This is a genomic window from Paracoccus sp. S3-43 (genome assembly GCF_029027965.1).
Lineage (GTDB): Bacteria > Pseudomonadota > Alphaproteobacteria > Rhodobacterales > Rhodobacteraceae > Paracoccus.
On sequence record NZ_CP119082.1, the window covers coordinates 1,426,909 to 1,450,113 of the forward strand.

The 23,205-nt window shown below is 66.0% G+C and carries 25 protein-coding genes and 1 tRNA gene; 12 read left to right on the forward strand and 14 right to left on the reverse strand.

The annotated features are described in order from the left end of the window. Window positions 1-4: 4 nt before the first annotated feature. Window positions 5-568, forward strand: coding sequence for a DUF2585 domain-containing protein (locus tag PXD02_RS07365; protein WP_275106171.1), 564 nt, complete (start codon window positions 5-7; stop codon window positions 566-568). Between the two features lie 18 nt (window positions 569-586). Here PXD02_RS07365 and PXD02_RS07370 read toward each other — a convergent pair whose 3' ends face one another. Next, on the reverse strand, window positions 587-1,543 hold the full coding sequence (locus PXD02_RS07370; protein ID WP_275106172.1) for an L-malyl-CoA/beta-methylmalyl-CoA lyase: 957 nt from the start codon (window positions 1,541-1,543) through the stop codon (window positions 587-589). A gap of 150 nt (window positions 1,544-1,693) precedes the next feature. On the opposite strand from PXD02_RS07370, the gene PXD02_RS07375 reads away from it, so the two are divergent. Next, the gene (locus PXD02_RS07375; RefSeq protein WP_275106173.1) at window positions 1,694-2,554 is read left to right on the forward strand and encodes a D-amino-acid transaminase; all 861 of its coding nucleotides are present in this window, start codon (window positions 1,694-1,696) and stop codon (window positions 2,552-2,554) included. On the opposite strand, the gene PXD02_RS07380 is transcribed toward PXD02_RS07375, so the two are convergent. Together PXD02_RS07380 and pepN are read right to left on the reverse strand one after the other, a co-directional pair. Beyond that, complete coding sequence (locus PXD02_RS07380; protein WP_275106174.1) at window positions 2,551-3,459, reverse strand: 1-acyl-sn-glycerol-3-phosphate acyltransferase; 909 nt, start codon at window positions 3,457-3,459, stop codon at window positions 2,551-2,553. The two genes, PXD02_RS07375 and PXD02_RS07380, sit on opposite strands and share 4 nt — an antisense overlap. 42 nt (window positions 3,460-3,501) lie before the next feature. Beyond that, window positions 3,502-6,087 (reverse strand): aminopeptidase N, encoded by a 2,586-nt coding sequence (gene pepN, locus PXD02_RS07385; protein WP_473092074.1) that lies wholly within the window; start codon window positions 6,085-6,087, stop codon window positions 3,502-3,504. 205 nt (window positions 6,088-6,292) lie between these two features. On the opposite strand from pepN, the gene PXD02_RS07390 reads away from it, so the two are divergent. The 5 genes from PXD02_RS07390 to PXD02_RS07410 all read left to right on the forward strand — a co-directional run bounded on the left by PXD02_RS07390 (window position 6,293) and on the right by PXD02_RS07410 (window position 12,053). Further along, a complete protein-coding gene (locus PXD02_RS07390) occupies window positions 6,293-7,000 on the forward strand; it encodes a hypothetical protein (RefSeq protein WP_275106176.1) in 708 nt (235 codons plus the stop codon). 172 nt (window positions 7,001-7,172) lie between these two features. Further along, window positions 7,173-8,747: a Re/Si-specific NAD(P)(+) transhydrogenase subunit alpha gene (locus tag PXD02_RS07395; RefSeq protein WP_275106177.1), complete on the forward strand. Its 1,575-nt coding sequence runs from the start codon at window positions 7,173-7,175 to the stop codon at window positions 8,745-8,747. Between the two features lie 10 nt (window positions 8,748-8,757). Beyond that, window positions 8,758-10,200, forward strand: a complete 1,443-nt coding sequence (locus tag PXD02_RS07400) for an NAD(P)(+) transhydrogenase (Re/Si-specific) subunit beta (protein WP_275106178.1) — start codon at window positions 8,758-8,760, stop codon at window positions 10,198-10,200. A gap of 55 nt (window positions 10,201-10,255) precedes the next feature. Beyond that, window positions 10,256-11,563 (forward strand): DUF3422 family protein, encoded by a 1,308-nt coding sequence (locus tag PXD02_RS07405; protein WP_275106179.1) that lies wholly within the window; start codon window positions 10,256-10,258, stop codon window positions 11,561-11,563. A 148-nt stretch (window positions 11,564-11,711) separates the two neighbouring features. Then, complete coding sequence (locus tag PXD02_RS07410) at window positions 11,712-12,053, forward strand: arsenate reductase family protein (protein ID WP_275106180.1); 342 nt, start codon at window positions 11,712-11,714, stop codon at window positions 12,051-12,053. A 6-nt stretch (window positions 12,054-12,059) separates the two neighbouring features. Here PXD02_RS07410 and PXD02_RS07415 read toward each other — a convergent pair whose 3' ends face one another. The 3 genes from PXD02_RS07415 to PXD02_RS07425 all read right to left on the reverse strand — a co-directional run bounded on the left by PXD02_RS07415 (window position 12,060) and on the right by PXD02_RS07425 (window position 13,797). Further along, on the reverse strand, window positions 12,060-12,485 hold the full coding sequence (locus PXD02_RS07415) for a TIGR01244 family sulfur transferase (RefSeq protein WP_275106181.1): 426 nt from the start codon (window positions 12,483-12,485) through the stop codon (window positions 12,060-12,062). Between the two features lie 83 nt (window positions 12,486-12,568). Next, the gene (gph, locus tag PXD02_RS07420) at window positions 12,569-13,246 is read right to left on the reverse strand and encodes a phosphoglycolate phosphatase (RefSeq protein WP_275106182.1); all 678 of its coding nucleotides are present in this window, start codon (window positions 13,244-13,246) and stop codon (window positions 12,569-12,571) included. Then, window positions 13,243-13,797 (reverse strand): thioredoxin family protein, encoded by a 555-nt coding sequence (locus tag PXD02_RS07425; RefSeq protein WP_275106183.1) that lies wholly within the window; start codon window positions 13,795-13,797, stop codon window positions 13,243-13,245. The genes gph and PXD02_RS07425 overlap by 4 nt, the downstream gene beginning before the upstream one ends. Window positions 13,798-14,279: 482 nt before the next feature. On the opposite strand from PXD02_RS07425, the gene PXD02_RS07430 reads away from it, so the two are divergent. Together PXD02_RS07430 and grxD are read left to right on the forward strand one after the other, a co-directional pair. Further along, window positions 14,280-14,522 carry a BolA family transcriptional regulator gene (locus PXD02_RS07430; RefSeq protein WP_275106184.1) on the forward strand — a complete coding sequence of 81 codons (243 nt, stop codon included), beginning with the start codon at window positions 14,280-14,282 and terminating at the stop codon, window positions 14,520-14,522. Between the two features lie 44 nt (window positions 14,523-14,566). Further along, window positions 14,567-14,929 carry a Grx4 family monothiol glutaredoxin gene (gene grxD, locus PXD02_RS07435; protein WP_275106185.1) on the forward strand — a complete coding sequence of 121 codons (363 nt, stop codon included), beginning with the start codon at window positions 14,567-14,569 and terminating at the stop codon, window positions 14,927-14,929. A gap of 54 nt (window positions 14,930-14,983) precedes the next feature. Here the strand turns inward: grxD and PXD02_RS07440 are convergent, their stop codons facing one another. From PXD02_RS07440 to PXD02_RS07450, 3 genes are all read right to left on the reverse strand, one after another. Further along, window positions 14,984-15,643, reverse strand: coding sequence for a phage holin family protein (locus PXD02_RS07440; RefSeq protein ID WP_275106186.1), 660 nt, complete (start codon window positions 15,641-15,643; stop codon window positions 14,984-14,986). A 10-nt stretch (window positions 15,644-15,653) separates the two neighbouring features. After that, window positions 15,654-16,088, reverse strand: coding sequence for an ElaB/YgaM/YqjD family protein (locus PXD02_RS07445; RefSeq protein ID WP_275106187.1), 435 nt, complete (start codon window positions 16,086-16,088; stop codon window positions 15,654-15,656). A gap of 106 nt (window positions 16,089-16,194) precedes the next feature. Continuing rightward, window positions 16,195-16,271: transfer RNA gene (locus tag PXD02_RS07450), tRNA-His, on the reverse strand. Between the two features lie 100 nt (window positions 16,272-16,371). Here PXD02_RS07450 and PXD02_RS07455 point away from each other — a divergent pair. After that, window positions 16,372-16,590, forward strand: a complete 219-nt coding sequence (locus PXD02_RS07455) for a DUF6324 family protein (RefSeq protein WP_275106188.1) — start codon at window positions 16,372-16,374, stop codon at window positions 16,588-16,590. Here the strand turns inward: PXD02_RS07455 and PXD02_RS07460 are convergent. The 5 genes from PXD02_RS07460 to PXD02_RS07480 all read right to left on the reverse strand — a co-directional run bounded on the left by PXD02_RS07460 (window position 16,571) and on the right by PXD02_RS07480 (window position 20,305). Continuing rightward, window positions 16,571-17,035 carry an MmcB family DNA repair protein gene (locus PXD02_RS07460; protein ID WP_275106189.1) on the reverse strand — a complete coding sequence of 155 codons (465 nt, stop codon included), beginning with the start codon at window positions 17,033-17,035 and terminating at the stop codon, window positions 16,571-16,573. The genes PXD02_RS07455 and PXD02_RS07460 overlap by 20 nt on opposite strands. 344 nt (window positions 17,036-17,379) lie before the next feature. Next, window positions 17,380-18,345: a DUF481 domain-containing protein gene (locus tag PXD02_RS07465; protein ID WP_275106190.1), complete on the reverse strand. Its 966-nt coding sequence runs from the start codon at window positions 18,343-18,345 to the stop codon at window positions 17,380-17,382. Between the two features lie 411 nt (window positions 18,346-18,756). Continuing rightward, window positions 18,757-19,068, reverse strand: coding sequence for a hypothetical protein (locus PXD02_RS07470; RefSeq protein ID WP_275106191.1), 312 nt, complete (start codon window positions 19,066-19,068; stop codon window positions 18,757-18,759). Window positions 19,069-19,145: 77 nt separating this feature from the next. Then, on the reverse strand, window positions 19,146-19,634 hold the full coding sequence (nusB, locus tag PXD02_RS07475) for a transcription antitermination factor NusB (RefSeq protein ID WP_275106192.1): 489 nt from the start codon (window positions 19,632-19,634) through the stop codon (window positions 19,146-19,148). Between the two features lie 53 nt (window positions 19,635-19,687). Further along, entirely contained in the window at window positions 19,688-20,305 is a 618-nt protein-coding gene (locus PXD02_RS07480) for a riboflavin synthase (RefSeq protein WP_275106193.1), read from the reverse strand. A 280-nt stretch (window positions 20,306-20,585) separates the two neighbouring features. Between PXD02_RS07480 and PXD02_RS07485 the strand changes: the two genes are divergently transcribed. Together PXD02_RS07485 and PXD02_RS07490 are read left to right on the forward strand one after the other, a co-directional pair. Then, window positions 20,586-21,731: a polysaccharide biosynthesis/export family protein gene (locus PXD02_RS07485; protein ID WP_473092062.1), complete on the forward strand. Its 1,146-nt coding sequence runs from the start codon at window positions 20,586-20,588 to the stop codon at window positions 21,729-21,731. 333 nt (window positions 21,732-22,064) lie between these two features. Then, entirely contained in the window at window positions 22,065-23,165 is a 1,101-nt protein-coding gene (locus PXD02_RS07490) for a sulfate/molybdate ABC transporter ATP-binding protein (protein ID WP_275106194.1), read from the forward strand. Window positions 23,166-23,205: the final 40 nt, after the last annotated feature.

A 23,205-nucleotide genomic window follows, 5' to 3' on the forward strand; every position in this document is an offset into this window, starting at 1 on the left:
CGACGTGTTCACGAAAAAGGCTTTTCCCTCTTGGTGCGTGGCCGCCGTGATTGCCGCTGCGGCGCTGATCCTGCTGGCGGCGGGCCGGGTGCCGATCTGCGACTGCGGTTATGTGAAGCTGTGGCACGGCCAGACGGTCAGTTCCGAAAACTCGCAGCATCTGAGCGACTGGTACACGCCCTCGCACCTGCTGCACGGGATCATCTTCTATGCCGCGCTGTGGCTGGCGGCGCGGCGGCTGCCCTTTGGCTGGCGGCTGCTGATCGCCACCGTGGTCGAGGCCGCCTGGGAAATCGTCGAGAATTCGGACGCGGTGATCGAACGCTATCGCAGCGTGACGATCTCGCTGGATTATTACGGCGACAGCGTGATCAATTCGGTGGCCGACATCCTGGCGATGGTTGCCGGGTTCTATCTGGCCCGCTGGCTGCCGGTCTGGCTGTCCGTCGCCATCGTCATCGGGTTCGAGATCCTGACGATCTGGCTGATCCGCGACGGGCTGGCGCTGAACGTGCTGATGCTGCTGTGGCCCATGGATGCGGTGAAAGCGTGGCAGGCGGGGGCGTGACGCCCCCGCAGGACGCGTTTATCCCGCGATCAGTTCCGCCTGGCGCACGATCACCTCGGCCTGCTTGATCGAGGCGATGTCGACCAGACGGCCCTTGTAGACCGTCGCCCCCGCGCCCTCGACCTTGGCCTTTTCCATCGCGGCAAGGATCTCTCGCGCCTCGGTCACGGCGGATTCGCTGGGGGAAAACACCTCGTTCGCCAGCGCCACCTGGCTGGGATGGATCGCCCATTTGCCGACCATGCCCAAGGTCGCGGACCGCCGCGCCTGGGCCACGAACCCGTCGGAATCGCTGAAATCGCCGAACGGCCCATCGACCGGCAGCAGCCCATGCGTCCGGCAGGCCGCGACGATGGCGGCCTGCGCCCAGTGCCAGGGATCGGGCCAGTATTTCTGCCCCTCGCGGATCATGTAGTAATTTTCCTGCGTCCCGCCGATCCCGGTCGTGGCCATGCCCATGGAGGCCGCGAAATCCGCCGCCCCCAGGCTGATCGCCTGCATCCGGGGGGACGCGGCCGCGATCTCCTCGACATGGCAGATGCCCGCCGCGCTTTCGATGATGGCCTCGAAACCGATGCGCTTGCCGCGGCCCTTCGCGCGCTCCACCGCCGTCACCAGGGCATCCACGGCATAGATGTCGCTGGCGTTCCCGGCCTTGGGGATCATGATCTGGTCCAGCCGTTCACCGGCCTGTTCCAGCAGGTCCACCACGTCGCGATACCAGAAGGGCGTGTCCAGCCCGTTGATGCGCACCGACAGCGTCTTGTCGCCCCAGTCGATGTCGCCGATGGCCTGGATGATGTTCGCGCGCGCCCGGTCCTTGTCGTCGGGGGCGACCGAGTCCTCGAGATCCAGGTTCACCACGTCGGCGGCGGATTTCGCCATCTTCTCGAACAGGCTTTCCCGAGAGCCGGGGCCGAACAGCTGGCAGCGGTTCAGGCGGGCAGGGGGCAGGGGTTGGGTGCGAAAGCTCATGGGATCCGTTCCGGAAAGATTTGCGTCCCGCCCAGCAATAATGTTTCGCGCGCGCAGCATCAAGGGCTGCGTTGCGGCATCTCGGCCGACTTGACGCGGCCGGGCTTTGGGCGCAGGACCACCGCGACAAACGCGACCACGGGGGACATCATGACGCGCACGGTCTATGTAAATGGCGATTACCTTCCCGAGGATCAGGCGACGGTCTCGGTCTTCGACCGGGGCTTCCTGATGGCCGATGGCGTCTACGAGGTCGTCAGCATCCTGGACGGCAAGCTGCTGGATTTCCAAGGCCATCTGATCCGCCTGAAGCGGTCCCTGGACGCGCTGTCGATGGACAACCCCTTGTCGGACGACGCGTATCTGGCGGCGTTCCGCGCCCTGGTGGACAGCAACGCGATCCGCGACGGGATGATCTATCTTCAGGTCACGCGCGGCAATCCGGGCGACCGCGATTTCGCCTATCCGCCTGCGGGCACGCGCCCGACCGTGGTGATGTTCACGCAGTCCAGGCCCGGCCTGGCCGATGCCCCCGCCGCGAAAACCGGCTGGAAGGTCATCAGCATCCCCGATCAGCGTTGGGCGCGGCGCGACATCAAGACGGTGCAGCTTCTGTATCCCTCGATGGCCAAGATGGAGGCCAAGGCGCGCGGCGTGGACGACGCCTGGCTGGTCGAGGATGGGCTGGTCACGGAAGGCACCAGCAACAACGCCTATATCGTGAAGAACGGCACCATCGTGACCCGCGCGCTGTCGAACGACATCCTGCACGGCATCACCCGCGCCGCCGTGCTGCGCTTCGCCGCCGAGGCGCAGATACAGGTGGAAGAACGCAGCTTCACCATCGACGAGGCTCAGGCGGCGGATGAGGCGTTCATCACCTCGGCCTCGGCCTTCGTGATGCCGGTGGTGGAAATCGACGGCACGGCGGTGGGCACGGGGCAGGTGGGTCCGGTCGCCAGGCGGCTGCGCGAGATCTATCTGGACGAAAGCCGCAAGGCCGCGATCTAGGCCAGCCCCTTGGTCCCGCGCACCAGCCGCGCCCTGCCGCGATCCTGCATCAGGCGCGCGGCGTCCGGGCCGGGCGCGGGCATGGCCAGCACCCGGTCGCGCAGGACGGTGATCGCGTCCTCTCCCCTGGGCAGGGTCGCGGGGTCGATGGGCGCGCCGATGGTGATGCGATAGGGCTGGCTGCGCTTGTTCAGCACCTCGTTGAACAAAGTCACGTCGCGCAGCGTCGGATGGATCGCGTCCAGCAGATAGAACAGCGCCGAGTTGCGGGCCCGGATGTTCATCGGAATGACCGGCACCCCGAACTTGCGGGCGATCATCGCCGCGCTTGCCATCCAAGGGCGTTCGTGCAGCGTCATCCCCTGCCGCTTGGCCAGCCGCCCGGACGGAAAGATCAGCCCGATCCGCCCCGCCGCAAGCGCCTCTCGGGTATAGTCCATCGTCGCCTTGGTCTTGGCATGGCTGCGCTTTTCGATGCGCCATTCGACCCCGGCGATCAGATCGGCGGTCTGTGGCAGCACCCGGATCATGTCGTGGTTGGCATAGATGAACAGGTCGTCGCGCAGATGCGACATCAGCGCATGGACGATGATCCCGTCGGCAATCCCGGTCGGATGATTCGCGACGATCAGCGCGGGGCCGCTGGCGGGAATATGCTCCATCCCCTCGACCCGCACGTCGCGGACGATCAGGTCGGACATGCGGCGCATGATCTCGGCCGTGGGAAGGTCGCGGAACTCGGCGCCCAGGCGCAGGGTGGCGGGATAGCGCAACAGGCCCATCATCATCCATTTCGCCAGACGGTGATGCGGCTTGCCGGAATAGAGCCAGGGCGCCCGCTCGGCGATCAGCGGGTCCAGACGGGCCTGCATCTCGGCCTTGGCATCGGCATGGCGGTCAGTCATTCCGGCCTTTCTGCCCCGGCGCGGGGCCGGCCGCAAGACACATCATGCGCCCGCCGCGATCATCCGCGACACCATTTCGCGGATATTCCTGCTCAAACCCTCGGCCGAGGCGATTCGTTCCAATGCCGCCAAAGCCTTGGCGCGCCGGCCCGTGTCGTATCGGGTCCAGGTTTCGAAGGCCGTGGACATGCGGGCGGCGATCTGGGGATTGACCGGATCCATCCGCAGCAGCCAGTCGGCGGTGAAGTCATAGCCCGACCCGTCGGCGGCATGGAAACCGGCATGGTTGGCCGACAGCCCGCCCAGCAGCGCGCGGAAGCGGTTGGGGTTCTTCCAGTCGAAATCCCGGCGCGCGGCCAGGTCGCGGGCGATCCGCGCCGCCTGATCGGGTGGGGCGGCCATCGGCTGGACCGCGAACCATTTGTCCATGACCAGCCGGTTGTCGGCGAACTGATCATGCAGCGCGGCCAGTTCCGCCTGCCCCCGCCCGCGCCGCAGCAGGGCGGTCAGGGCGGCCATCCGTTCGGTCATGTTGCCCGCGACACCGAACAGCACCTCGGCCCGTTCGCCGCCGTCGATACGGGTCAGCAGCGCCAGCACCGCATTGCGCAGGGATCGCCGGGCGGCACCCGCGGCATCGGGGCGATAGGGTCCGGCCACCGTCATGTCCTGATAGAGGCGCGCCAGCAGGTCCAGATGGGTTTCGGCGATCTGGCGGGCCAGGCCCTCGCGCGCGGCGTGGATCGCATCCGGGTCCGGCGTGAGTCCGCCGGTCGACAGGCGGGTCGCGATCTCCTCCTCTCCGGGCAGGTTCAGGCACAGGGCGCGGAAGGCGGGATCGGCCGTGTCGTCGGCGATCAGGCGGCCGATGGCCTGGACGTAATCGCCGCCCGTGGCCTGCCCCTGCGCGGCGGCGGTCAGCGCCGACAGCGCCAGGTCGCGCCCGGCCTCCCATCGGGCGAAGGGGTCGGTGTCATGGGCCAGCAGGAAGGCGCGGGCGGGATCGTCCAGGTCGCGCGACAGCATCACCGGAGCGGAAAAGCCGCGCAGGGCCGAGACCACCGGCCGCGCGCCCAGGCCCTCGAAGGCGAAGCTCTGGCTGGCCTCGGTCAGTTCCAGAACCTGCGTGGCCGCGACCTCGTCGCCGTTGGGGCCGATCAGGCCCACGGCGATCGGGATCACGCGCGGCGGCTTTTCGGGCTGTCCGGGCGTCGGCGGCGTCTGCTGGCCGAAGGTCAACGTCAGCGTGCCGCCCGCTTCGCCCGGTCGCCAATCCTCGGCCAGGGTCAGGCGCGGGGTGCCGGCATCGGTATACCACCGCTTGAACTGCGCCAGGTCGCGGCCGGTCGCGTCCTCGAACACCTTCAGCCAGTCCTCGATGGTGGCGGCGTCGCCGTCGTGGCGGTCGAAATACAGATCCAGGGCGCGGCGATAGCCGTCGTCGCCCACCAGGCGCCTGAGCATCCCGATCACCTCGGCGCCCTTTTCATAGACGGTCGCGGTGTAGAAGTTGTTGATCTCCTCGTAGCGGTCGGGGCGCGGGGGATGGGCCAGCGGGCCCTGATCCTCGCGGAACTGGCGGGCGCGCAGGGCCTGCACGTCCTCGATCCGCTTGACGGCGGCAGAGCGCATGTCGCTGGTGAACTGCTGGTCGCGAAAGACCGTCAGCCCTTCCTTGAGGCAAAGCTGGAACCAGTCGCGGCAGGTGATGCGGTTGCCGGTCCAGTTGTGGAAATACTCATGCGCGATCACCGCCTCGATCCGTTCGTAATCGGCATCGGTCGCGGTTTCGGGCGAGGCCAGCACCAGTTTCGAGTTGAAGATGTTCAACCCCTTGTTTTCCATGGCCCCCATGTTGAAATCGTCGACCGCGACGATGTTGAACACGTCCAGGTCGTATTCGCGGCCATAGACATCCTCGTCCCATTTCATCGACTTGATCAGCGATTCCATCGCGAAGCCCGCCTGGTCCCGGTCGTCGGGGCGGACCCAGACATTCAGCGCGACCTGGCGCCCCGACCGGGTGGTGAAGCTGTCGCTGACCGCCACCAGATCCCCCGCGACAAGCGCGAACAGATAGCTGGGCTTGGGCCAGGGGTCGTGCCATTCCGCGCGGCCCTGCGACTGGCCGACCGGATTGCCGTTCGACAACAGCACCGGCAGGTCGCTGTCGATGGTCACATGGAAGGTCGCCATCACGTCCGGGCGGTCGGGATAGAAGGTGATGTGGCGGAACCCCTCGGCCTCGCACTGGGTGCAGAACATCCCGTTCGAGATATACAGCCCCTCGAAGGCCGTATTGGCCGAGGGGTCGATGCCGACCTCGGTCTCCAGCAGGAACGGATGGCGGGGCAGGGCGGCTGCGGCGATCGTCAGGGTTTCGCCGTCGCGCGTCACATGGGCGGGATCGGGGGCCTCGCCGTCGAGGGTCAGGGACAGCAGGCGGACCGCCTTGCCGCCGTCCAGCACCAGATCCTCGGGCCGTTCAGGATCGCGCGGCGCCAGCGACAGTTCCGTGCGCACCCGCGTGTCGGCCGCAGCCAGGGCGAACCGCATCCGGGTCGCCGACAAAACAAAGGGATAGGGCCGGTAATCGGCAAGATATTGCACATTCTGCCCTTGGGTCATGGTCATCGCGTCCTTGGCGTGAAGAAAGCTGCTCCGCCCGGCGGAACCGTATCTGGACCAAGGTGTTAGTCGCATGAAGGCCGGGTCGCAAGTCGGCTGGCTTCGCTTACCGCCCGAGAGGTCGAATTGACAGCGGACGGCAGGCAGGACAGACCGGACGCGGCACTGAAACCGGTGTCTCAACACAGAAATTTGGAGGCCAGCAATGACCCATGATCCAAACGACCCGAACCGCACCCGGCCCGTCGACCCCACGCGTCCTGTCGACCCCACGCGTCCCGCCGATCCCGCCCGTCCCGCCGATCCGCTGGTTCGCAATGAAACCTATGTCGAACCGGTTGAACGTCGCTCCTCGCCCCTGCCGCTGATCATCGGCGTCCTGCTGGCGCTGGCTTTGGCGTATTTCGTGCTGCAACGCTTCACGGGCGATGACACCGTTGCGGTCGATGGCGACACCACCACCGTGACCACCACCGACGCGCCCGCGACCGGTGCGGCCAGCGACGCCGCCGCCGATGCCGAGGCCGCCGCGGCGGATGCCGAAGCCGCTGCCGACAGCGCCGCCGACGCGACCGAGAATGCGGTGGACGATGCCGCCGCCGCGACCGAGGATGCCGCGGAAGATGCAGCCGCCGCCGCCGAGAACGCGGCCGACAACGCTGCTTCGGCCGCCGGCAACGCCGCCGATGCCGCTGGCACCGCCGCCCAGGATGCCGCCAACGCGGCGAGCGACGCGGCTGACAGCGCCGCCGAAGCCGCAGCCCAGTCGGCCAGCGATGCGGGCGAAGCGGTGGACGACGCGATTTCGGTCGAGGAAGCGCCCACCACCACGCCTCCGGCGGCCACGCCCCCTGCGGCCACCACCCCCGCCACGCCGGCACCTGCCGCCCCTGCGCCCGCGCCCGCGAACTGATCGCGACGCCGGTCTGACATCACCGCCCAAGGCCCCGGCCTTGGGCGTTTTCTTTTGCCGCCACCCCCACGACATTCGTCCCGGACAGGTGTTGCACGGACTTGTGAAAGAATCTTTCACGGTGCTATCTGTCGGGCGACCGAAAATGAAACGAGCGGGGGACAACACAGCCATGAAGATTGGCGCGTTGAAGGAAGGTTTTGAGGGCGAGGCGCGGGTCGCCATTACGCCCTCCTCTGCCGGGCATCTGATGAAGCTGGGCCACGAGGTGTTTGTCGAAAGCGGTGCCGGCGCGCGGGCCGGGTTTTCGGACGACAGCTATCGCGCGGCGGGGATCACCGTGGTGCCGACCGCGGCCGAGCTGATCGGGTCGGTGGACGTGGTGGCCAAGGTGCGCCAGCCCTCGGATGCCGAGATCCGGCAGATGCGCGAGGGGCAGACGCTGATCTCGTTCTTCTATCCGGCGCAGAACGGCGAGCTGCTGGCCCTGGCCAAGGAGCAGGGCGTCACCGCCATCGCCATGGACATGGTGCCGCGCATCAGCCGCGCGCAGAAGATGGACGCGCTGTCGTCGATGGCCAACATCGCCGGCTATCGCGCGGTGATCGAGGCCGCGAACAATTTCGGCCGCTTCTTCACCGGGCAGGTGACGGCGGCGGGCAAAGTGCCGCCGGCCAAGGTGCTGGTGGTCGGGGCCGGGGTCGCGGGTCTGGCCGCCATCGGCACGGCGGTATCCCTGGGCGCGCAGGTCTATGCCTTCGACGTGCGCCCCGAGGTGGCCGAGCAGATCGAATCCATGGGCGCCGAGTTCGTGTTCCTGGATTTCGAGGAAGCCGCGCAGGACGGCGCCGCCACCGGCGGCTATGCCGCGCCCTCGTCCCCCGAGTTCCGCGAGAAGCAGCTTGCCAGGTTCCGAGAGCTTGCGCCGCAGATGGACGTGGTGATCACCACCGCGCTGATCCCCGGCCGCGACGCGCCGAAGCTGTGGACCCGCGACATGGTCGAGGCGATGAAGCCCGGCAGCGTGATCGTGGACCTGGCCGCCGAGCGCGGCGGCAACTGCGAGTTGACCATCCCCGACGAACGCCATGTGACCGAGAACGGCGTGACGATCATCGGCTATACCGACTTTCCGTCGCGCATGGGCGCCCAGGCCTCCGAGCTGTACGGCAACAACGTCCGGCATTTCCTGTCCGACCTGACGCCGAAAAAGGACGGGGTGATCCGGCACGACATGGAGGACGACGTGATCCGGGGCGCGACGGTGACGCGCGACCATGACGTCACCTGGCCGCCGCCGCCGCCGAAGATCGCCGCCATCGCCGCGCAGAAACCCAAGGAAAAGCCGAAGGCTCTGACGGTGGAAGAACGCCGCGCCGCCGAGGTCGCCGCCTTCAAGGCCGAGACGAAATCCCAGGTCACGCTGCTGGGCGTGGGCGCCGTCGTCCTGCTGCTGATCGGCGCGGTCGCGCCCGCCAGCTTCATGGCGCATTTCATCGTCTTCGTGCTGGCCTGCTTCATCGGCTTCCGGGTGATCTGGAACGTCGCCCATTCGCTGCACACGCCGTTGATGGCGATCACCAACGCGATCAGTTCGATCATCATCCTGGGCGCGCTGATGCAGATCGGATCCGGGTCGTGGTGGGTCGTGCTGCTGGGCGCGCTTGCCGTGCTGATGGCGGGCGTCAACATCTTCGGCGGCTTCCTGGTCACGCGCCGGATGCTTGCCATGTTCCAGAAGTCGTAAGGGGACAGCCATGGAATACGGATTCACCACCGCGGCCTATGTGGTCGCAGCCGTGCTGTTCATCCTGTCGCTGGGCGGGCTGTCGGGCCAGGAAAGCGCCAAGCGGGCGATCTGGTACGGCATCGTCGGCATGGCGCTTGCCGTGCTGGCCACGCTGTTCGGGCCGGGGGCGGGCAACTGGCTGCTGTCGCTGGTCATGATCGCCATCGGCGGCGCCGCAGGCTGGGTTATCGCCAAGCGCGTCCAGATGACCGAGATGCCGCAGCTTGTCGCCGCCATGCATTCGCTGGTCGGCCTCGCCGCGGTCTTCGTGGGCTTCAACGCCCAGATCGAACTGGCCCGCGTGCTGCGCGCCAAGGCCGAAGGGGGCGTGCAGGTTTTCCACGGCTTCGCCGCCGTGCTGGCCCACAAGACCCCGGCCGAGATCGCCATGCTGAAGATCGAGGTCTTCCTGGGCATCTTCATCGGCGCCGTGACCTTCACCGGATCGGTCGTGGCCTTCGGCAAGCTGGCGGGCCGCATCGACGGCAAGCCCAGGAAGCTGCCGGGCGGGCACATGCTGAACGCGGGCGCCCTGGCGCTGTCGGTGCTGCTGGGGGTGCTTTACTGCGCGGGCACCGGCCCGGCGATCCTGTGGCTGATCCTGATCACGGCTCTGGCCTTCTTCATCGGCTATCACCTGATCATGGGCATCGGCGGGGCCGACATGCCGGTGGTGGTGTCGATGCTGAACAGCTATTCCGGCTGGGCGGCGGCGATGATCGGCTTCACCCTGTCCAACGACCTGCTGATCGTGACGGGCGCGCTTGTGGGCTCAAGCGGCGCGATCCTGTCCTATATCATGTGCAAGGCGATGAACCGCAACTTCGTCAGCGTGATCCTGGGCGGCTTCGGCGGCGAGACCGGCCCCGCGGCCGAGATCACCGGCGAACAGATCGCCATCGACGCCGAGGGCGTGGCGGCCGCGCTGAACGACGCCGACAGCATCGTCATCGTGCCGGGCTATGGCATGGCGGTGGCCCAGGCCCAGGGCGCGGTCAGCGAGCTGACCCGCAAGCTGCGCGCGGCGGGCAAGACGGTGCGCTTCGCCATCCACCCGGTCGCTGGCCGTCTGCCGGGCCACATGAACGTGCTTCTGGCCGAGGCGAAGGTGCCTTATGACATCGTGCTGGAGATGGACGAGATCAACGACGACTTCCCGAATACGGATGTGGTGATCGTCATCGGCTCGAACGACATCGTGAACCCGGCGGCCCAGGACGACCCGAACAGTCCGATCGCCGGGATGCCGGTCCTCGAGGTCTGGAAGGCCAAGCAGGTCTTCGTCAGCAAGCGCGGCCAGGGCACCGGCTATTCCGGCATCGAGAACCCGCTGTTCTTCAAGGAAAACACCCGCATGTTCTATGGCGACGCCAAGGACAGCATCAACAAGCTGCTGCCGATGATCGAATGACAGGGCAGGGGGCGGGAAACCGCCCCCTTTCGCCGCAGCGGAAATGGGGACTGGCGTGAAGACGGACATCGAACATCCGCTGCGATACGATCTTGTCAATGAACTGCACGCCCGGCCCTCGCCCCGCCTGACAGCCCCGGCCACCTGCGCCTTCGTGGCCTTCAAGGAACCGAGGGACGCGGCCAATCGCGACCGGCGCCGGGATTTGACGCATCTGACCGCGCTGACCGCGCGCCATGGCGGGCCTCGGCCCGACCCGGAGAGCAGCCATTATCAGGGACGGCTGGGCCGTCACGACCTGAAATGGGAAAGCCATACGGAATTCGTGACCTATATGGCGACGACCCCCGGCCTGCCGATCCGCCCCTTCGACCCAAGCGCGGGCGCGATCTTTCCCGCCGAATGGCAGGCCGATGCGCCGGGACGCCGCGTCGCCGCCGTGCTGGTCCAGGTGGACATCCTGCCGGACAACCCCACCGACGCGCTGTCGCGGATCGAGACCTGGTTCGCCAAGGACAGCCTGACCGCGGTCTGGGTGCTAGAGGAAGCGGCGATGATTGCCGGGGATTTCCGCATCGACCCCGACGGCTGGATGCGCTTTGCCGTCTTCGTGCGCCCCGGCGTGGGACCGGGGCGGATCGGGCGGATCGTGCATCGCCTGGTCGAGCTGGAAACCTATCGCGCGATGTCGATGCTGGGCCTGGGCCGGTCGCGCAGCCTGTCGCGCCGCCTGAACGAGCTGGAGCCGCGCCTGTCTGCGATCGTCGACGGAATGCACGATGACGCCCGCCCGGCCGAGGCGGTCCTGAACGAATTACTGGGAGTGTCGGCCGAACTGGAGCGCCAGGCGGTCCAGCATTTCTTCCGTTTCGGCGCCACCAAGGCCTATGAGGCGATCGTCATGGATCGCATTTCCGCCCTGCGAGAGACGCGGTTTCTGGGCCGCCAGATGCTGACCGAATTCATGCGCCGCCGCTATCGCCCGGCCATGCGCACCGTCGCCTCGGCCGAGGACCGGCTGCAAGCGATGATCGAACGGACCCGCCGCGCCGCCGATCTGTTGCGCACGCGGGTCGATGTCGAACGGTCAGCCCAGAACCAGGCGCTGCTGGAGCGGATGGACCGCCGCGCCGACCTGCAACTGCGCCTGCAACACACGGTCGAGGGGCTGTCGGTTGTCGCCATCAGCTATTACGCGGTCGGGCTGCTGTCCTATGCGCTGTATCCCCTGGCGTCGGCCCTGCATGTGGACAAGGCCTATCTGATCGCGGGGCTGACGCCGGTGGCGGTGCTGGTGGTCTGGTGGGCCATGCGGCAGGTGCGCCGCAGCCTGCACAAGCATGGTCCGGCGGGCGATTTGTGACTTGCCCTCCGCGCGGCAGAGTGGGAAGAACCCGGCCCGAATCCTGTCCTCGGAGCGATCGTGAAACTGTTTCTTGCCCTTGCGGCTGTCCTGACCCTGTCGGCCTGCGGCGTGCCGCTGGTCCCCCTTGTCTGATCCGAGGCCTGCCATGACATCCCTGACCCTGTATGGGCTGGCGCATTGTTCGACCTGCCAGAAGGCCCAGTCCGATCTGGAACAGCACGGCTGGACCGTCGATTTCCGCGATGTCCACAAACAGCCCTTGTCCGATGCCGAACGCGGCCGCCTGGTTGCGGATTTCGGCGACAAGATCATCAACCGCGCCAGCCTGACCTGGCGGGCCATGTCCGATGAGGAACGGGCGGCGGATCCGGTGGCGATGATGGGCACCAAGCCCAGCGTGATGAAGCGGCCCGCCATCGTCGCAGGCGACCTGCGCCTGCTGGGCTGGACCGCGAATGTCAAACGGGCGCTGAACGTTCCGGCCTGAAGGGCGTTACCGGCTGGCGCCCGCCAGCGACCGCATCAGCGGCACCACGCCCGACAGGTCATAGCCCGCCTGGGACGCGGTGTTCAGCACCTCGGCTTCGGACAGCCTGCCGGCATGGGCAAGCGCCCACAACACGGTGGACCGGTTCCCCGACCGGCAATAGGCGATGGCGGGTTTCGATCCCTCAAGCGCGGCGGCAAAGCCCTGGATCAGGTCGGGCGTGACCTGTCCGGGACGGAAGGGAAGATAGTGGTATTCCATCCCCGCATCCGCCGCGGCCCTGGCCATGGCCTGATGATCGACGGCCCCATCCTCGTCGTCGGGGCGGTTGTTGATCAGGGTCTTGAAGCCCGACCGGGCCAGCACGGCCACGTCAGGCAGGTCGATCTGCGGAGAGACCGCAAGATCCGGGGTAAGCTGGCGCAGATCCATGGCAGGCCCTTCGGTGACGCTGCTCCGGATTGGCCCATCTGCGCCCGCAATGTCAAGCGCAAGGCGGATCGGCGGGCGGGGGATCACGCCGCCTGCATCTCGACCATGGCGGGCAGGTCCGCGAAATCATCGAATGACGCCAGATGCGGCAGCTCCTCGACAGGCGTCTGGCGATACCCCTGGGTATAGATCAGGAACGGCACCGGAACCGCAGCCGCGCAGGACGCGTCGAATTCGCTGTCCCCCACATAGATCGCCTTCGGCCGCGCGGGATCGGCCCCCAGCCCTTGCAGCGCGGCGCGCAGGGGCGCGGGATGCGGCTTGCGTTCGGCAACGGAATCGCCGCCGATGACGCAGCCGAACAGCGGCGCGATCCCGAAATGCGCCAGGATGGCCCGGGTCACGGCCAGCGGCTTGTTGGTGCAGATGCCCAGCGGATGCCCCCGGTCTGCAAGCGTTTCCAGGGTCTGTGTCACATTCGGGAACAGCCGGGTCAGCTGGGTCGCGTCCTGATAGCAGGTCATGAAGGCGGCGATATAGTCGGGCTTTCGTGCGTCCTGAAGCTCTTGCGCGGCGATGATCTTCTGCCACAGCATATCCACGCCGCCACCGATGAAACGGCGCACCTGATCCAGCGTCAGCAGCGGCGTGCCATGCTGGCCAAGGACGTGGTTGACGCAGGCATGGATGTCGGGGGCGCTGTCGATCAGCGTTCCGTCAAGATCGAAAATGATCGGGCAGGGGGCAAGGCAGACATTCATGTGATTTTCCACTTGATCGAGCAACCCATTGACGGAACCTGGTTTTCCGGGCCCTTCCCGGTCTCCGCGATGTGCAGCATCGCCTCCAGCAGCTCGCGGCGCGCCTCGACCGGTCCCGGCGTCCGGCCCGAGGCATCGAAGCGGCCGCGATACTGCAATTCTCCGTCGGCGTTGTAGCCGAAGAAATCCGGCGTGCATTCGGCCCCATAGGCCCGCGCCACGGCCTGCGTTTCGTCATAGAGATAGGGAAAGGTGAAACGGTGGCGCGCGGCCTCGGCCTTCATCTGGTCCGGTCCGTCCTGCGGATACTCTGCCACGTCATTGGCCGAAATCGCCGCGACGCCAACGCCCGCCGCCTGCATCTCTCGTGCGTCGCGCACGATCCGGTCGATGATCGACTGGACATAGGGACAGTGATTGCAGATGAACATCACCAGCGTGCCGCGCGGTCCGGCGACATCGGCCAGGCGATAGGTCCGGCCATCCGTGCCGGGCAGTTCGAAATCATGCCAGGGGGCGCCGAAATCGCATACAGGGGGTGAGACGGCCATGAATCCTCCGGTGGGACTGGGACAAGGTTTCCGCAAGATAGCGCCGGCGGCAAGACGGGCAATGGTCGCAGAGGCATGTATTCCATAATACGGATTATTCGGGTTATGAATGTGTCGGTTTTGTTTGCCCCTACGGAACTTTTGCAGATCCCGGCGCTTTCTCGGATAGCAGCGCAATTGGGGGCGCGGAAAGGATAAACTGATGCGACTAATGACGGCAAGTCTCTGCGGCGGCATCGTTTTCATGCTGGCTGCCTGCGGAAATACGGCGACGGAACGGGCCGCGACCGGCGGCCTTGGCGGTGCGGTCATCGCCGGACCTGCGGGTGCGGTCGTGGGCGGAACCGTCGGCGCGGCAACCACGAACTGATACCGCCATCCTTGCAGTGAACGGCCGCGCCCGTCGCGGCCGTTTTGCGTTGGCCTTGCGAGAGCTTTCCGCTTCCCCTACATCAGAAAAGCACAGGCAGAAGGACTATCCCATGGCGATGGAAGCGCATGACATCGAGGCCCTCATCCGCGCGGCCTTTCCCAACGCGCAGATCACCATCACCGACCTGGCGGGTGACGGCAATCACTACGCCGCCGAGGTGATCGACGAAAGCTTCCGAGGCCAGAACCGCGTTCAGCAACAGCGCGCCGTCTATGCGGCCTTGCAGGACAAGATGGCGGGAAAATCGGGTGCCCTTCACGCCTTGGCATTGACCACCAAAGCGCCCGACTGAGGCCCCTGCCCCTTGGCCAGACCATCAGAAACAGGATGAAAGACATGACGGAAGTGACTGAGAAGATTCAAGGACTGGTGGACAGTGCGGATGTCGTCTTGTTCATGAAAGGCACTAGGGAAATGCCGCAATGCGGATTTTCCAGCCGTGTGGCGGGCGTGCTGAACTATATGGGCGTCGAGTATCGCGATGTGAACGTGCTGGCCGACGACGATATCCGGCAGGGCATCAAGGATTTCTCGGACTGGCCGACGATCCCGCAGCTCTATGTCAAGGGAGAGTTCGTCGGCGGATGCGACATCGTGACCGAAATGACCCTGTCGGGCGAACTGGACCAGCTGTTCGACCAGAAGGGCGTGTCCTATGACAAGGCTGCCGCAGACAAGATCCGCGAAGCAAACGCCTGAACCAATGGGCTTTTCAAATCGAACGGGCCGCCTGTTCGGGCGGCCCGTTCGTTTTTACAGGATGTCATCCTGATAATCGTCATCGTCGTCGTCCTGCCGTTCCTTAAGCTTTGCCGCCAAGGTGACGCCGATCGCAAAGGCTCCCAGCAGCTTGGCCATGCTGCCCGCGTTGCTGTTATTCGCGCGGGCCAGCGTTTCGGTCGCGCCTTCGACCTTCGACCGCACTGTGTCCAGGTTGCCTTGGGTAAATCCTACCGCCTGGGCCGCGTTGCGCGCCACGCCGAAGACCCGGCGTTCGGTATCGTCGGCAAGCTTCGTGACCTTGTGGCTGGCCTCGTCCATCAGCGACGACACCTTGTGGCCCGCCATGTCCACGACCCGTTCGGCCTCAGCCCTGGCCTTTTCGACCGCAGCATCGGCTGCCAGGCTGACCCGAGCCTCGACTTCCTTGCGAAGGTCGTCGGTCGTCGGCATTTCATGATGGATCGCCTTGGACATCGCGAACAGGATCAACCCGATCACGATGAACAACACGGCCACGGCAAGCGACGCCAAGGCCGGTCCGAACCCCAGGTTATGGGCCAGGAATGACCACAGCGCCGCGATCAGAAACCCAACGGCGACGGCCAGGACCACCCCGGCCGCTGCCTTCATGACCGACCGACGCGCCGTGTCCTTGAGAGCCAGTTGAAGACGCTGCGCATAGTCGAACATGGGGGAAACCTCAGCGACGGGCCAGGATCAGGCCGACCAGGAAGCCGATACCGGCGGCGATGCCCAAGGCCTGTGCCGGATTGCGGCGGACCATCTCGGACACCTCGTCATAGCGCTCCTCGGCGTAATGGGCGACCTCCGAGGCCTTCTGCTGCCCGGTCTCGTAGAGGCGCTCGGCCTCGGCCTTGGCGCGGCCGGCATATTCGCCGCCGGCCTCGCGGGCGCGGTGGACGTAATCCTGCGCGGTTTCGCGGGCATTCTGCGCCAGTTCGGCGCCGCGCTCCTTGAGGTTCTCGACCCCCGCGCTGCTGGACAGCTTGTCGGCGGTATCGCGGATATCGTCGCCGACCTTGCGGGCGCCTTCGTTCAGGTCGCGCTTGGCCTGCTGCCCTGCGGCGGCGGCGTCTTTCTTCAGGTCGTTCGCGGTGGGATTGTGTTCAGCCATGGAAATGTCCTCCGGTGTGATTGTCACCATCAGGGCTTAAACACAGGTAACAAGGGCATTGTTCCGCGCGGCGGAAGAATAATTCAGGGCCTGCGACTTGGGGGAATGGTACCGCCTCCCCGGCTCGAACGGGGGACCTCTAGATCCACAATCTAGCGCTCTAACCAGCTGAGCTAAGGCGGCACGGATGCGTTCTGTAACGCCGGTTCGGTCGCGTTGCAAGCCTGACTTGCCGTGAAAATTCATGCAGGCTACAGAAACCCATCACAGAAGGATGACGGTCATGAGCATCAACAGCCAAAGCGACATCGCGGCCAATCTGCAAGTCGGCCCCACCGATCAGGGCATGGTGCGCATCTATCTGCAAGCCGAGGGGATCGACCTGCCGCTGGACTTCGATCCCGAGGAAGCCGCCGAAATCGCCGAGGAACTTCTGGCTGCGGCAGAGGCGGCGCGAACCATGGGCAAGACCGGCGGGAAGCCTAAAAACCCCCGGCGTTGAAGGCGTCGGGATCGGTCAAGCCTTGCAGGCGCAGGGCGGATGCGCGGGCGAAATCGCGCATGACCTTGCCGCGTCGCGCGCCTGCCAGCCGTGTCTCGGGCGCCATGCGCTGAATCTCGGCACCATAGGCATCGGCGCAGATCAGGCCGGTGTCAGAAGGCAGCAGTTCGGACGGAAAGTCGCAATCGACTGCCCAGAAATAGCGGTCGCACCATTCGACATAACCCTGCCATTTGCGGTCGCCCGTGAAATCGGCGCGGCAGCTTTTGCATTCGACGATCCAGAATTCGCCCTTCGGCCCCATGCTGATCACATCGACCCGCAATCCGCGGCTGGGCGTGAATTCCGTCAGCACGGCATGATCCATGCTGCGCAACAGCCGGCCCACGCCGCGCGCAAGACGTTGGCCGGGCATGGTGGGAAGGGAGGGATCCAGATGGGTCATGGCCCGCTTATAGAACGAAGGGGCAACATCCTTCAAGGCGCTTGAAGTGGCCCCGCCCCGCGCCTATCTGTCGGGATGGCGGGTTTCTGCTCCTCTCGCGCGCGGCCATTTTTCCACTGGCCTATAACTTTTCCGAGGGGGCTGGCTCTGACGTGACCCTGGTCTCGTTACCTGGCGCCCACCTGGTAATCCAGGCTTTCGGGAAATCTCGCGCCGCCGCGGTTGCTGCGGTTCCCGCCACCCGACCCAACCGCCCTGCCCCGGCAGCGGCGGTTTTTCCATGCCGACGTTCCATGCGAAAAGGGCGGCCTTGCGGGCCGCCCTTTCCGTGACTGTGGCTGCGATCAGAAGCCGTAGACGACCGACACGCCCAGGGTGTTGTCCGTGCGGATCGGACGGTTTTCCTGGTATTCGGTGGTATAGCTGACACGGGTCGCCAACTGGTCGGACATCTGGAAGTTGACGCCGAACTGGTTGGTGATCACGTCATCCGAATCTTCCGACGACAGATAGTCGGTGTCGTTGGTGATGAACACCATGTCGTTGAAGCGGTGATACAGACGCGACGACACGATATAGCCGATGCCGCTGTCGGAAGAATCATCCACCGCAACACGGTCGTAGCTGTCGGTCACCGGGTTATAGTCCAGATCGAAGCCCGCCTTCTGCGCGCCCGTCTGGGTATAGCGATAACCGATACCGGCCTGAACGCGCCAGGCGGTCGCTTCGGTGTTGATCACGCGATAGCCCGGACCCACGCCGACGAAGCCGTCGCGGGCGAAATCGCCCAGCTTCTCGGAAATCTCGCTGGCGGGCTGGCCGTCGTAATCGGCCTCGCCGTTGGCCAGACCATCGATGCTGAACCGGCCGAGGACAAAGGCATAGAAGCGGTCGTTGAAGTAGTAGGCGCCATCATAGATGGTCGACACTTCTTCCTTGTCCTTGTTGCCCTGGTCGTCTTCACCGAATTCGATCAGCATCCCGACCGACTGCTGCCAGGGACCGGCATTGTTCGAAACACGGCCCGCCAGCGAGAAGTCCTGGCTTTCGGTGTTGCCGGTGCTGCCGGCATAGGTCAGCGCGATCGAACCGAACAGACCTTCGCGACGATCCGGGTTGCCGAAGCGTGCGTCGTCGTTGTCGCGGTCGAAATCGTCCTGGACGGCGTCCTCGACATCAATGATCCGGTCGTTGATGCCCGAGATCCCGGTCGCATCCGCACCCGCCGCAATCTCGGTCTGGGCGAATGCCGGAGCCGACAGGGCGGCGATCAGAGCGGCGGAGCCGGTCAGCAGCGTAACTTTTTTCATCTTTTCCTCACGAGCTGAGTTTTGTTGTTCTGAACGTCTGTGGGACGCCAGAGCATCTCTGCGAAAGATGAAGTAATCCCCCCCTGCCCTGGTTCATAGGGCCGCGAAAAACGTCCGCATGTCCCGAAAAAGTGACAGGATTTGAACAGAGCTTAAATGGGCAAAAAACTGCCGAAACATGGTGGTGAGGGGATAAAAGGGAACCGCCTTAGCAATTCTGGAACATCTTGGAGCAATTAACCAAATCGGCAGTCGGCCCAGGTCTGATCCGCTGAGGGCTTGGTATGAAAGATGAAATAAAACCGTGATCGCCTAAAATTTGTGCAAATTTCCGCCAAGGGGCCTGGCGTCCGGTTGTTGCATAATCGACACGATAGCGCGCCCAATCGCGTCATCCGAACCAGAGCAGGTTTATTTTCGCGGCGCCGTTGTGACGCGCGCCGGGACCGCCGCTTTCGCCGGCGGGCGCCCGATCCAGGATCTGCGACCTGACGAAGGGGGCGATTCGGCCTGGCCCATCACCCTGATGGCAAACTGGACGCCGGAAAAGACGATGGTGTTGAAGGCGACCAGCATGGCGACGGCCAGCCACCCCACATTGCTGTTCAGGACAAGGTGCCGCAAATGCGCCACATCCAGGGCCAAAAGCGCGGCCACGAAGCAACAGGCCAGCGCAGCGCCGATCAGGACGCTGCGGATATAGACACGAACCATGATCGGCATGACGCACCCCTTATCGGACGACAGGTCCAGGATATAGGGCATTCCAGACGAAAAAGCAGCAGGAAGTGCGGCCTGCGTCAGAAGGTCTCGGGACGCAGCTCTCGGGCGACGTGATCCAGGACGGCGTTCACGAATTTCGGCTCGCGGCCCTCGGGAAAGAAGGCTTCGGCCAGGCGAACATATTCGGTGATGACCACCTTGGGCGGGGTCTGCGGCGTCACCAACTCGGCCCCGGCGGCGCGAAACAGGGCGCGCAGCACCGGGTCGATCCGGTCGATGGGCCATTTGGCGACCAACCCGCGATCGGTTGCCTGGTCGATGCGCGACTGCCAGGTCACGGCAGCATCGACAAGACGGGAAAACAGCCCTTCGTCGGCGGGCAGATACTGCCCATCCTCGTCCTCGGCCTCCAGGCGATACAGTTCGAACTCCCGCATCACGCGGTCGGCGGACTGGCCCGCGGCCTCCATCTGGTAGAGGGCCTGAACGGCATAGAAGCGCGCGCCGCTGCTTTTCGCCCGGCGTTCGGCGCGCTTGTCGGTCTGCTTGTCGTCGGTCGGGGTCATGGATCGGGCCTTGTCACAGAGACCGGCTGCAATGTCGCGAAAGCCGACCCGCGTCAAGCCCCGGCGGGCAGCGGCGCGGCCGCCGCCTCGGCCAGCCGGGCGACATAGCGGGCCAGGGTGTCGATCTCCAGATTGACCGCATCGCCCAGGGCGATGTCGCCCCAGGTCGTCACCTGCCGGGTATGCGGGATCAGGTTCACGCCGAAGCGGTTGCCCGCGACCTCGTTCACGGTCAGCGACGTGCCGTTCAGCGCGACCGATCCCTTGGGCGCGATGAAGCGCGCCAGCGCGGCCGGGGCCTCGAATGTCAGGCGCAGGCTGTCGCCCTCTTCGTGCAGCTCGGCCACGCGGGCCACGCCGTCGACATGGCCGCTGACGATATGGCCGCCCAACTCGTCGCCCACGCGAAGCGCGCGCTCCAGGTTCAGCTTGCGCCCGATCTGCCAGCCATTCGCGCCGATATTGGTCCTGGACAGGGTCTCGGCCGAGATATCGACCGTGAACCAGCCCGGCCCCTTGTCCACCACGGTCAGGCAAACCCCGTCGCAGGCGATCGAGGCGCCCATGTCGACGGTCGCCATGTCATAGCCACAATCGACCCGCGCGCGCATGTCGCCGCGCATTTCCACCGATGCGACCGTGCCGATATCCGTGATGATGCCTGTGAACACGCGCCTGGCCCCTTGTTTCAGCGAAAAGACCTAGGCCATGGCCTGAGCCGGCGCAAGGCTGGTGTGTCGTCAAATCTTAATCAACACTGGTGGCACGATCCGATCCTGGCACCCGAGGATCCGGATCATGCCCTGGCGGCAGGCCGCTGTCATCGCTGCCGGCAGATCGGCGGAGTTCTGGATGAGCGCGCAAGAAGGTGTGGCGCCCGCGGGCGGCACCGTCTAGATTGCGCAGACAACCGGACAGCAAGTCCGGGCAAAGGAACAGGAGTTTCGAGAGGTGACAGTGAAGCTTTCTCCTGCCCGGCGGACGGCGGGTCTGGCCGTGCGCCTGACGCTGATTGCCGCGATGACGCTGCTGGCGGCGTGCAGCCTGCCCCGGTCCGGCCCCAGCAAGTCCGAGATCTATTCCGGCGCGGTCGAAAAGGGCGGCAATACCCATGTGATCTATGTGAACGATCATGTCGCCCGCACCACGAACTTCACCCCGTCCTATGGCTTTTCGAACAGCTTCCGGGGCGCCGGGCAGGTCGGCGCCGACGAAATCCGCGCGGGCGACGTGCTGGGCCTGTCGATCTGGGAAAACGTGGATGACGGGCTGCTGACCTCGCTGGGGACCAGTTCCACCGAGTTGCAGGAAATCCAGGTGGACAGCGGCGGCTATATCTTCGTGCCCTATGCAGGCCGGGTCCAGGCGGCGGGCAGCACGCCCGACCAGTTGCGCCAGATCATCACCGAACGGCTTGCGACCCAGACCCCCGATCCGCAGGTGACGGTGACGCGGGTGGCGGGCAACGGCGCCACGGTGTCGGTCATGGGCAAGGTCACCGAGCAGGGCGTCTATCCGATCGAGCGGCCGACCCGGTCGCTGTCGGCGATGCTGGCGCGCGCGGGCGGCGTCTCCATCGAGCCTGAAATCGCGGTGATCACCGTCAAGCGCGGCAACAACACCGGCAAGGTCTGGCTGACCGACCTGTATTCCAACGCCAGCAACGACATCGCGCTGCGCCCGGGCGACGTGATCCTGGTCGAGGAGGATCAGCGCAGCTTCACCGCCCTTGGCGCGCTTGGCGGCCAGACCCGCGTCCCCCTGGGCAACGAAATGATCAACGCGGTCGAGGCCGTGGCGATGGTCGGCGGCCTGAACTCTCAGCTGGCCGATCCCACCGGGGTCTTCATCCTGCGCGACGAACCGGAACAGGTCGCCGCGCGCGTGTTGGGCAAGTCGGTGCAGGGATCGCAGCGCATCGCCTATGTCCTGGACCTGACGCGACCGAACGGGCTGTTCCTGGCCCGCGACTTCCTGATCCGGAACGAGGATACGGTCTATGTGACCGAGGCGCCCTATGTTCAGTGGCAGAAGCGGCTGGCAGCCCTGATTGGCCCGATCAACTCGGCGAATTCCGTCCAGAGCCTGTCCCAGTGACAGGCGGATGACCGACGAACCGCAGGCCGCCGGTGCGAAAGACCGGCCGCCCGCGCATCGTGGTTTCCGGCCAGGTCGAGGCCGGGCTACGGCCGGCCGGGCACCGCGGGATCGGGGCGACGCCGACCGCCGCAAAAAGGGACAACGTCGCGCCGCCATCCCCGCTTTCGCGAACCATGCCTGCGCGTCGCGGCACGGGTTGGACCGGGATTTTCCGCAGCGGCGTCCGCGAAGAATGCCGTTCTCTGACCGGCCCCCGGAACGCCCGGCCGCGTTCCTTGGCAAGCCTGCGCGCTGTTGCTAACTGTGACGCGCAACCAGGAAAGTCCGCCCATGTCGCTTGCCATCTCGCATCTTGCCCGGCGCTTCGACGCGACCCAGGTTCTGCGCGGCATCGACCTGACCGTCGGGAAGGGAGAGCTGATCGCCCTTCTTGGCCCCTCGGGATCGGGCAAGACGACGCTTTTGCGGATCATCGCCGGGCTGGACTGGCCGGATGCGGGCACGCTGTCCTTCGAGGGAACCGACTGGCTGGCGAAATCCGCCGCCGAACGCCGGATCGGCTTCGTCTTCCAGCATTACGCGCTGTTTCCGCACATGACCGTGCGCGACAACATCGCCTTCGGCCTGACCGTCCTGCCGCGCGCCGACCGGCCCGGCAAGGCGCAGATCGCCGCCACCGTGGACCGGCTGCTGGCCTTCCTTCAGATCGACGGGCTGGCCGACCGCTATCCCGCCGAACTGTCGGGCGGTCAGCGCCAGCGTGTCGCCCTGGGCCGCGCCATGGCGATCGAGCCGCGCGTGCTGCTGCTGGACGAACCCTTCGGCGCGCTGGACGCCCAGGTCCGCCGCGACCTGCGCCGCTGGCTGCGCGGCGTCCATGACAGCGCGGGCACCACCACGATCTTCGTGACCCACGACCAGGAGGAGGCCTTCGAACTGGCCGACCGCGTGGTGGTGATGAACGGCGGCGTGATCGAACAGACCGGCCATCCCGACGAGATCTATGACCATCCCGCCACGCCCTTCGTCGCCCGCTTCCTGGGCCTGACGGTCGAGGTGCCGGTGACGATCCGGGCGGGCCGCGCGCAGGCCGCGGGCCTGGACCTGACCGCCCTGCCCCGCCGTGCGCTGCCGGACGGCCCGGCCACGCTGTTCCTGCGCCCCGCCGACATTCAGCCCGTCCCCGATTCCGCCGCGCCCTTCCGGGTGACGGAGATCGCCTCGACCGGCGCGCTGCTGCGGATCGTGGCGGAAAACCCCGCCGCCTGCCGGATCGAGGCCGAGATGCCGCGCCGCCAGGGCCGCGACCTGCGCAAGGACCAGCCCGTCGCCCTGCGCGTCATCGCCGGCCAGATCTTCCCCGGCGGCGCCGCACCCGCCGACGCCGCCCCCGTCGAAACACCCCAGGCCCTGAAGGAGTCCCTCCCGTGACGATCCGTGTGAAAACCCGCCTGACCGCCGCCCTTGCCGT

Bases quoted from the DNA above. Each gene is read 5' to 3' on its own strand.
- PXD02_RS07400 (WP_275106178.1), top strand. From the start codon at position 8,758: ATGGAATACGGATTCACCACCGCGGCCTATGTGGTCGCAGCCGTGCTG.
- PXD02_RS07415 (WP_275106181.1), bottom strand. From the start codon at position 12,485: ATGGATCTGCGCCAGCTTACCCCGGATCTTGCGGTCTCTCCGCAGATC.
- PXD02_RS07440 (WP_275106186.1), bottom strand. From the start codon at position 15,643: ATGTTCGACTATGCGCAGCGTCTTCAACTGGCTCTCAAGGACACGGCG.
- PXD02_RS07370 (WP_275106172.1), bottom strand. From the start codon at position 1,543: ATGAGCTTTCGCACCCAACCCCTGCCCCCTGCCCGCCTGAACCGCTGC.
- nusB (WP_275106192.1), bottom strand. From the start codon at position 19,634: ATGACCCCGACCGACGACAAGCAGACCGACAAGCGCGCCGAACGCCGG.
- PXD02_RS07395 (WP_275106177.1), top strand. From the start codon at position 7,173: ATGAAGATTGGCGCGTTGAAGGAAGGTTTTGAGGGCGAGGCGCGGGTC.
- PXD02_RS07380 (WP_275106174.1), bottom strand. From the start codon at position 3,459: ATGACTGACCGCCATGCCGATGCCAAGGCCGAGATGCAGGCCCGTCTG.
- PXD02_RS07460 (WP_275106189.1), bottom strand. From the start codon at position 17,035: ATGACCCATCTGGATCCCTCCCTTCCCACCATGCCCGGCCAACGTCTT.
- PXD02_RS07470 (WP_275106191.1), bottom strand. From the start codon at position 19,068: ATGCCGATCATGGTTCGTGTCTATATCCGCAGCGTCCTGATCGGCGCT.
- PXD02_RS07490 (WP_275106194.1), top strand. From the start codon at position 22,065: ATGTCGCTTGCCATCTCGCATCTTGCCCGGCGCTTCGACGCGACCCAG.
- pepN (WP_473092074.1), bottom strand. From the start codon at position 6,087: ATGACCCAAGGGCAGAATGTGCAATATCTTGCCGATTACCGGCCCTAT.
- PXD02_RS07390 (WP_275106176.1), top strand. From the start codon at position 6,293: ATGACCCATGATCCAAACGACCCGAACCGCACCCGGCCCGTCGACCCC.
- PXD02_RS07445 (WP_275106187.1), bottom strand. From the start codon at position 16,088: ATGGCTGAACACAATCCCACCGCGAACGACCTGAAGAAAGACGCCGCC.
- PXD02_RS07410 (WP_275106180.1), top strand. From the start codon at position 11,712: ATGACATCCCTGACCCTGTATGGGCTGGCGCATTGTTCGACCTGCCAG.
- PXD02_RS07375 (WP_275106173.1), top strand. From the start codon at position 1,694: ATGACGCGCACGGTCTATGTAAATGGCGATTACCTTCCCGAGGATCAG.
- PXD02_RS07425 (WP_275106183.1), bottom strand. From the start codon at position 13,797: ATGGCCGTCTCACCCCCTGTATGCGATTTCGGCGCCCCCTGGCATGAT.
- PXD02_RS07465 (WP_275106190.1), bottom strand. From the start codon at position 18,345: ATGAAAAAAGTTACGCTGCTGACCGGCTCCGCCGCTCTGATCGCCGCC.
- grxD (WP_275106185.1), top strand. From the start codon at position 14,567: ATGACGGAAGTGACTGAGAAGATTCAAGGACTGGTGGACAGTGCGGAT.
- PXD02_RS07430 (WP_275106184.1), top strand. From the start codon at position 14,280: ATGGCGATGGAAGCGCATGACATCGAGGCCCTCATCCGCGCGGCCTTT.
- PXD02_RS07455 (WP_275106188.1), top strand. From the start codon at position 16,372: ATGAGCATCAACAGCCAAAGCGACATCGCGGCCAATCTGCAAGTCGGC.
- gph (WP_275106182.1), bottom strand. From the start codon at position 13,246: ATGAATGTCTGCCTTGCCCCCTGCCCGATCATTTTCGATCTTGACGGA.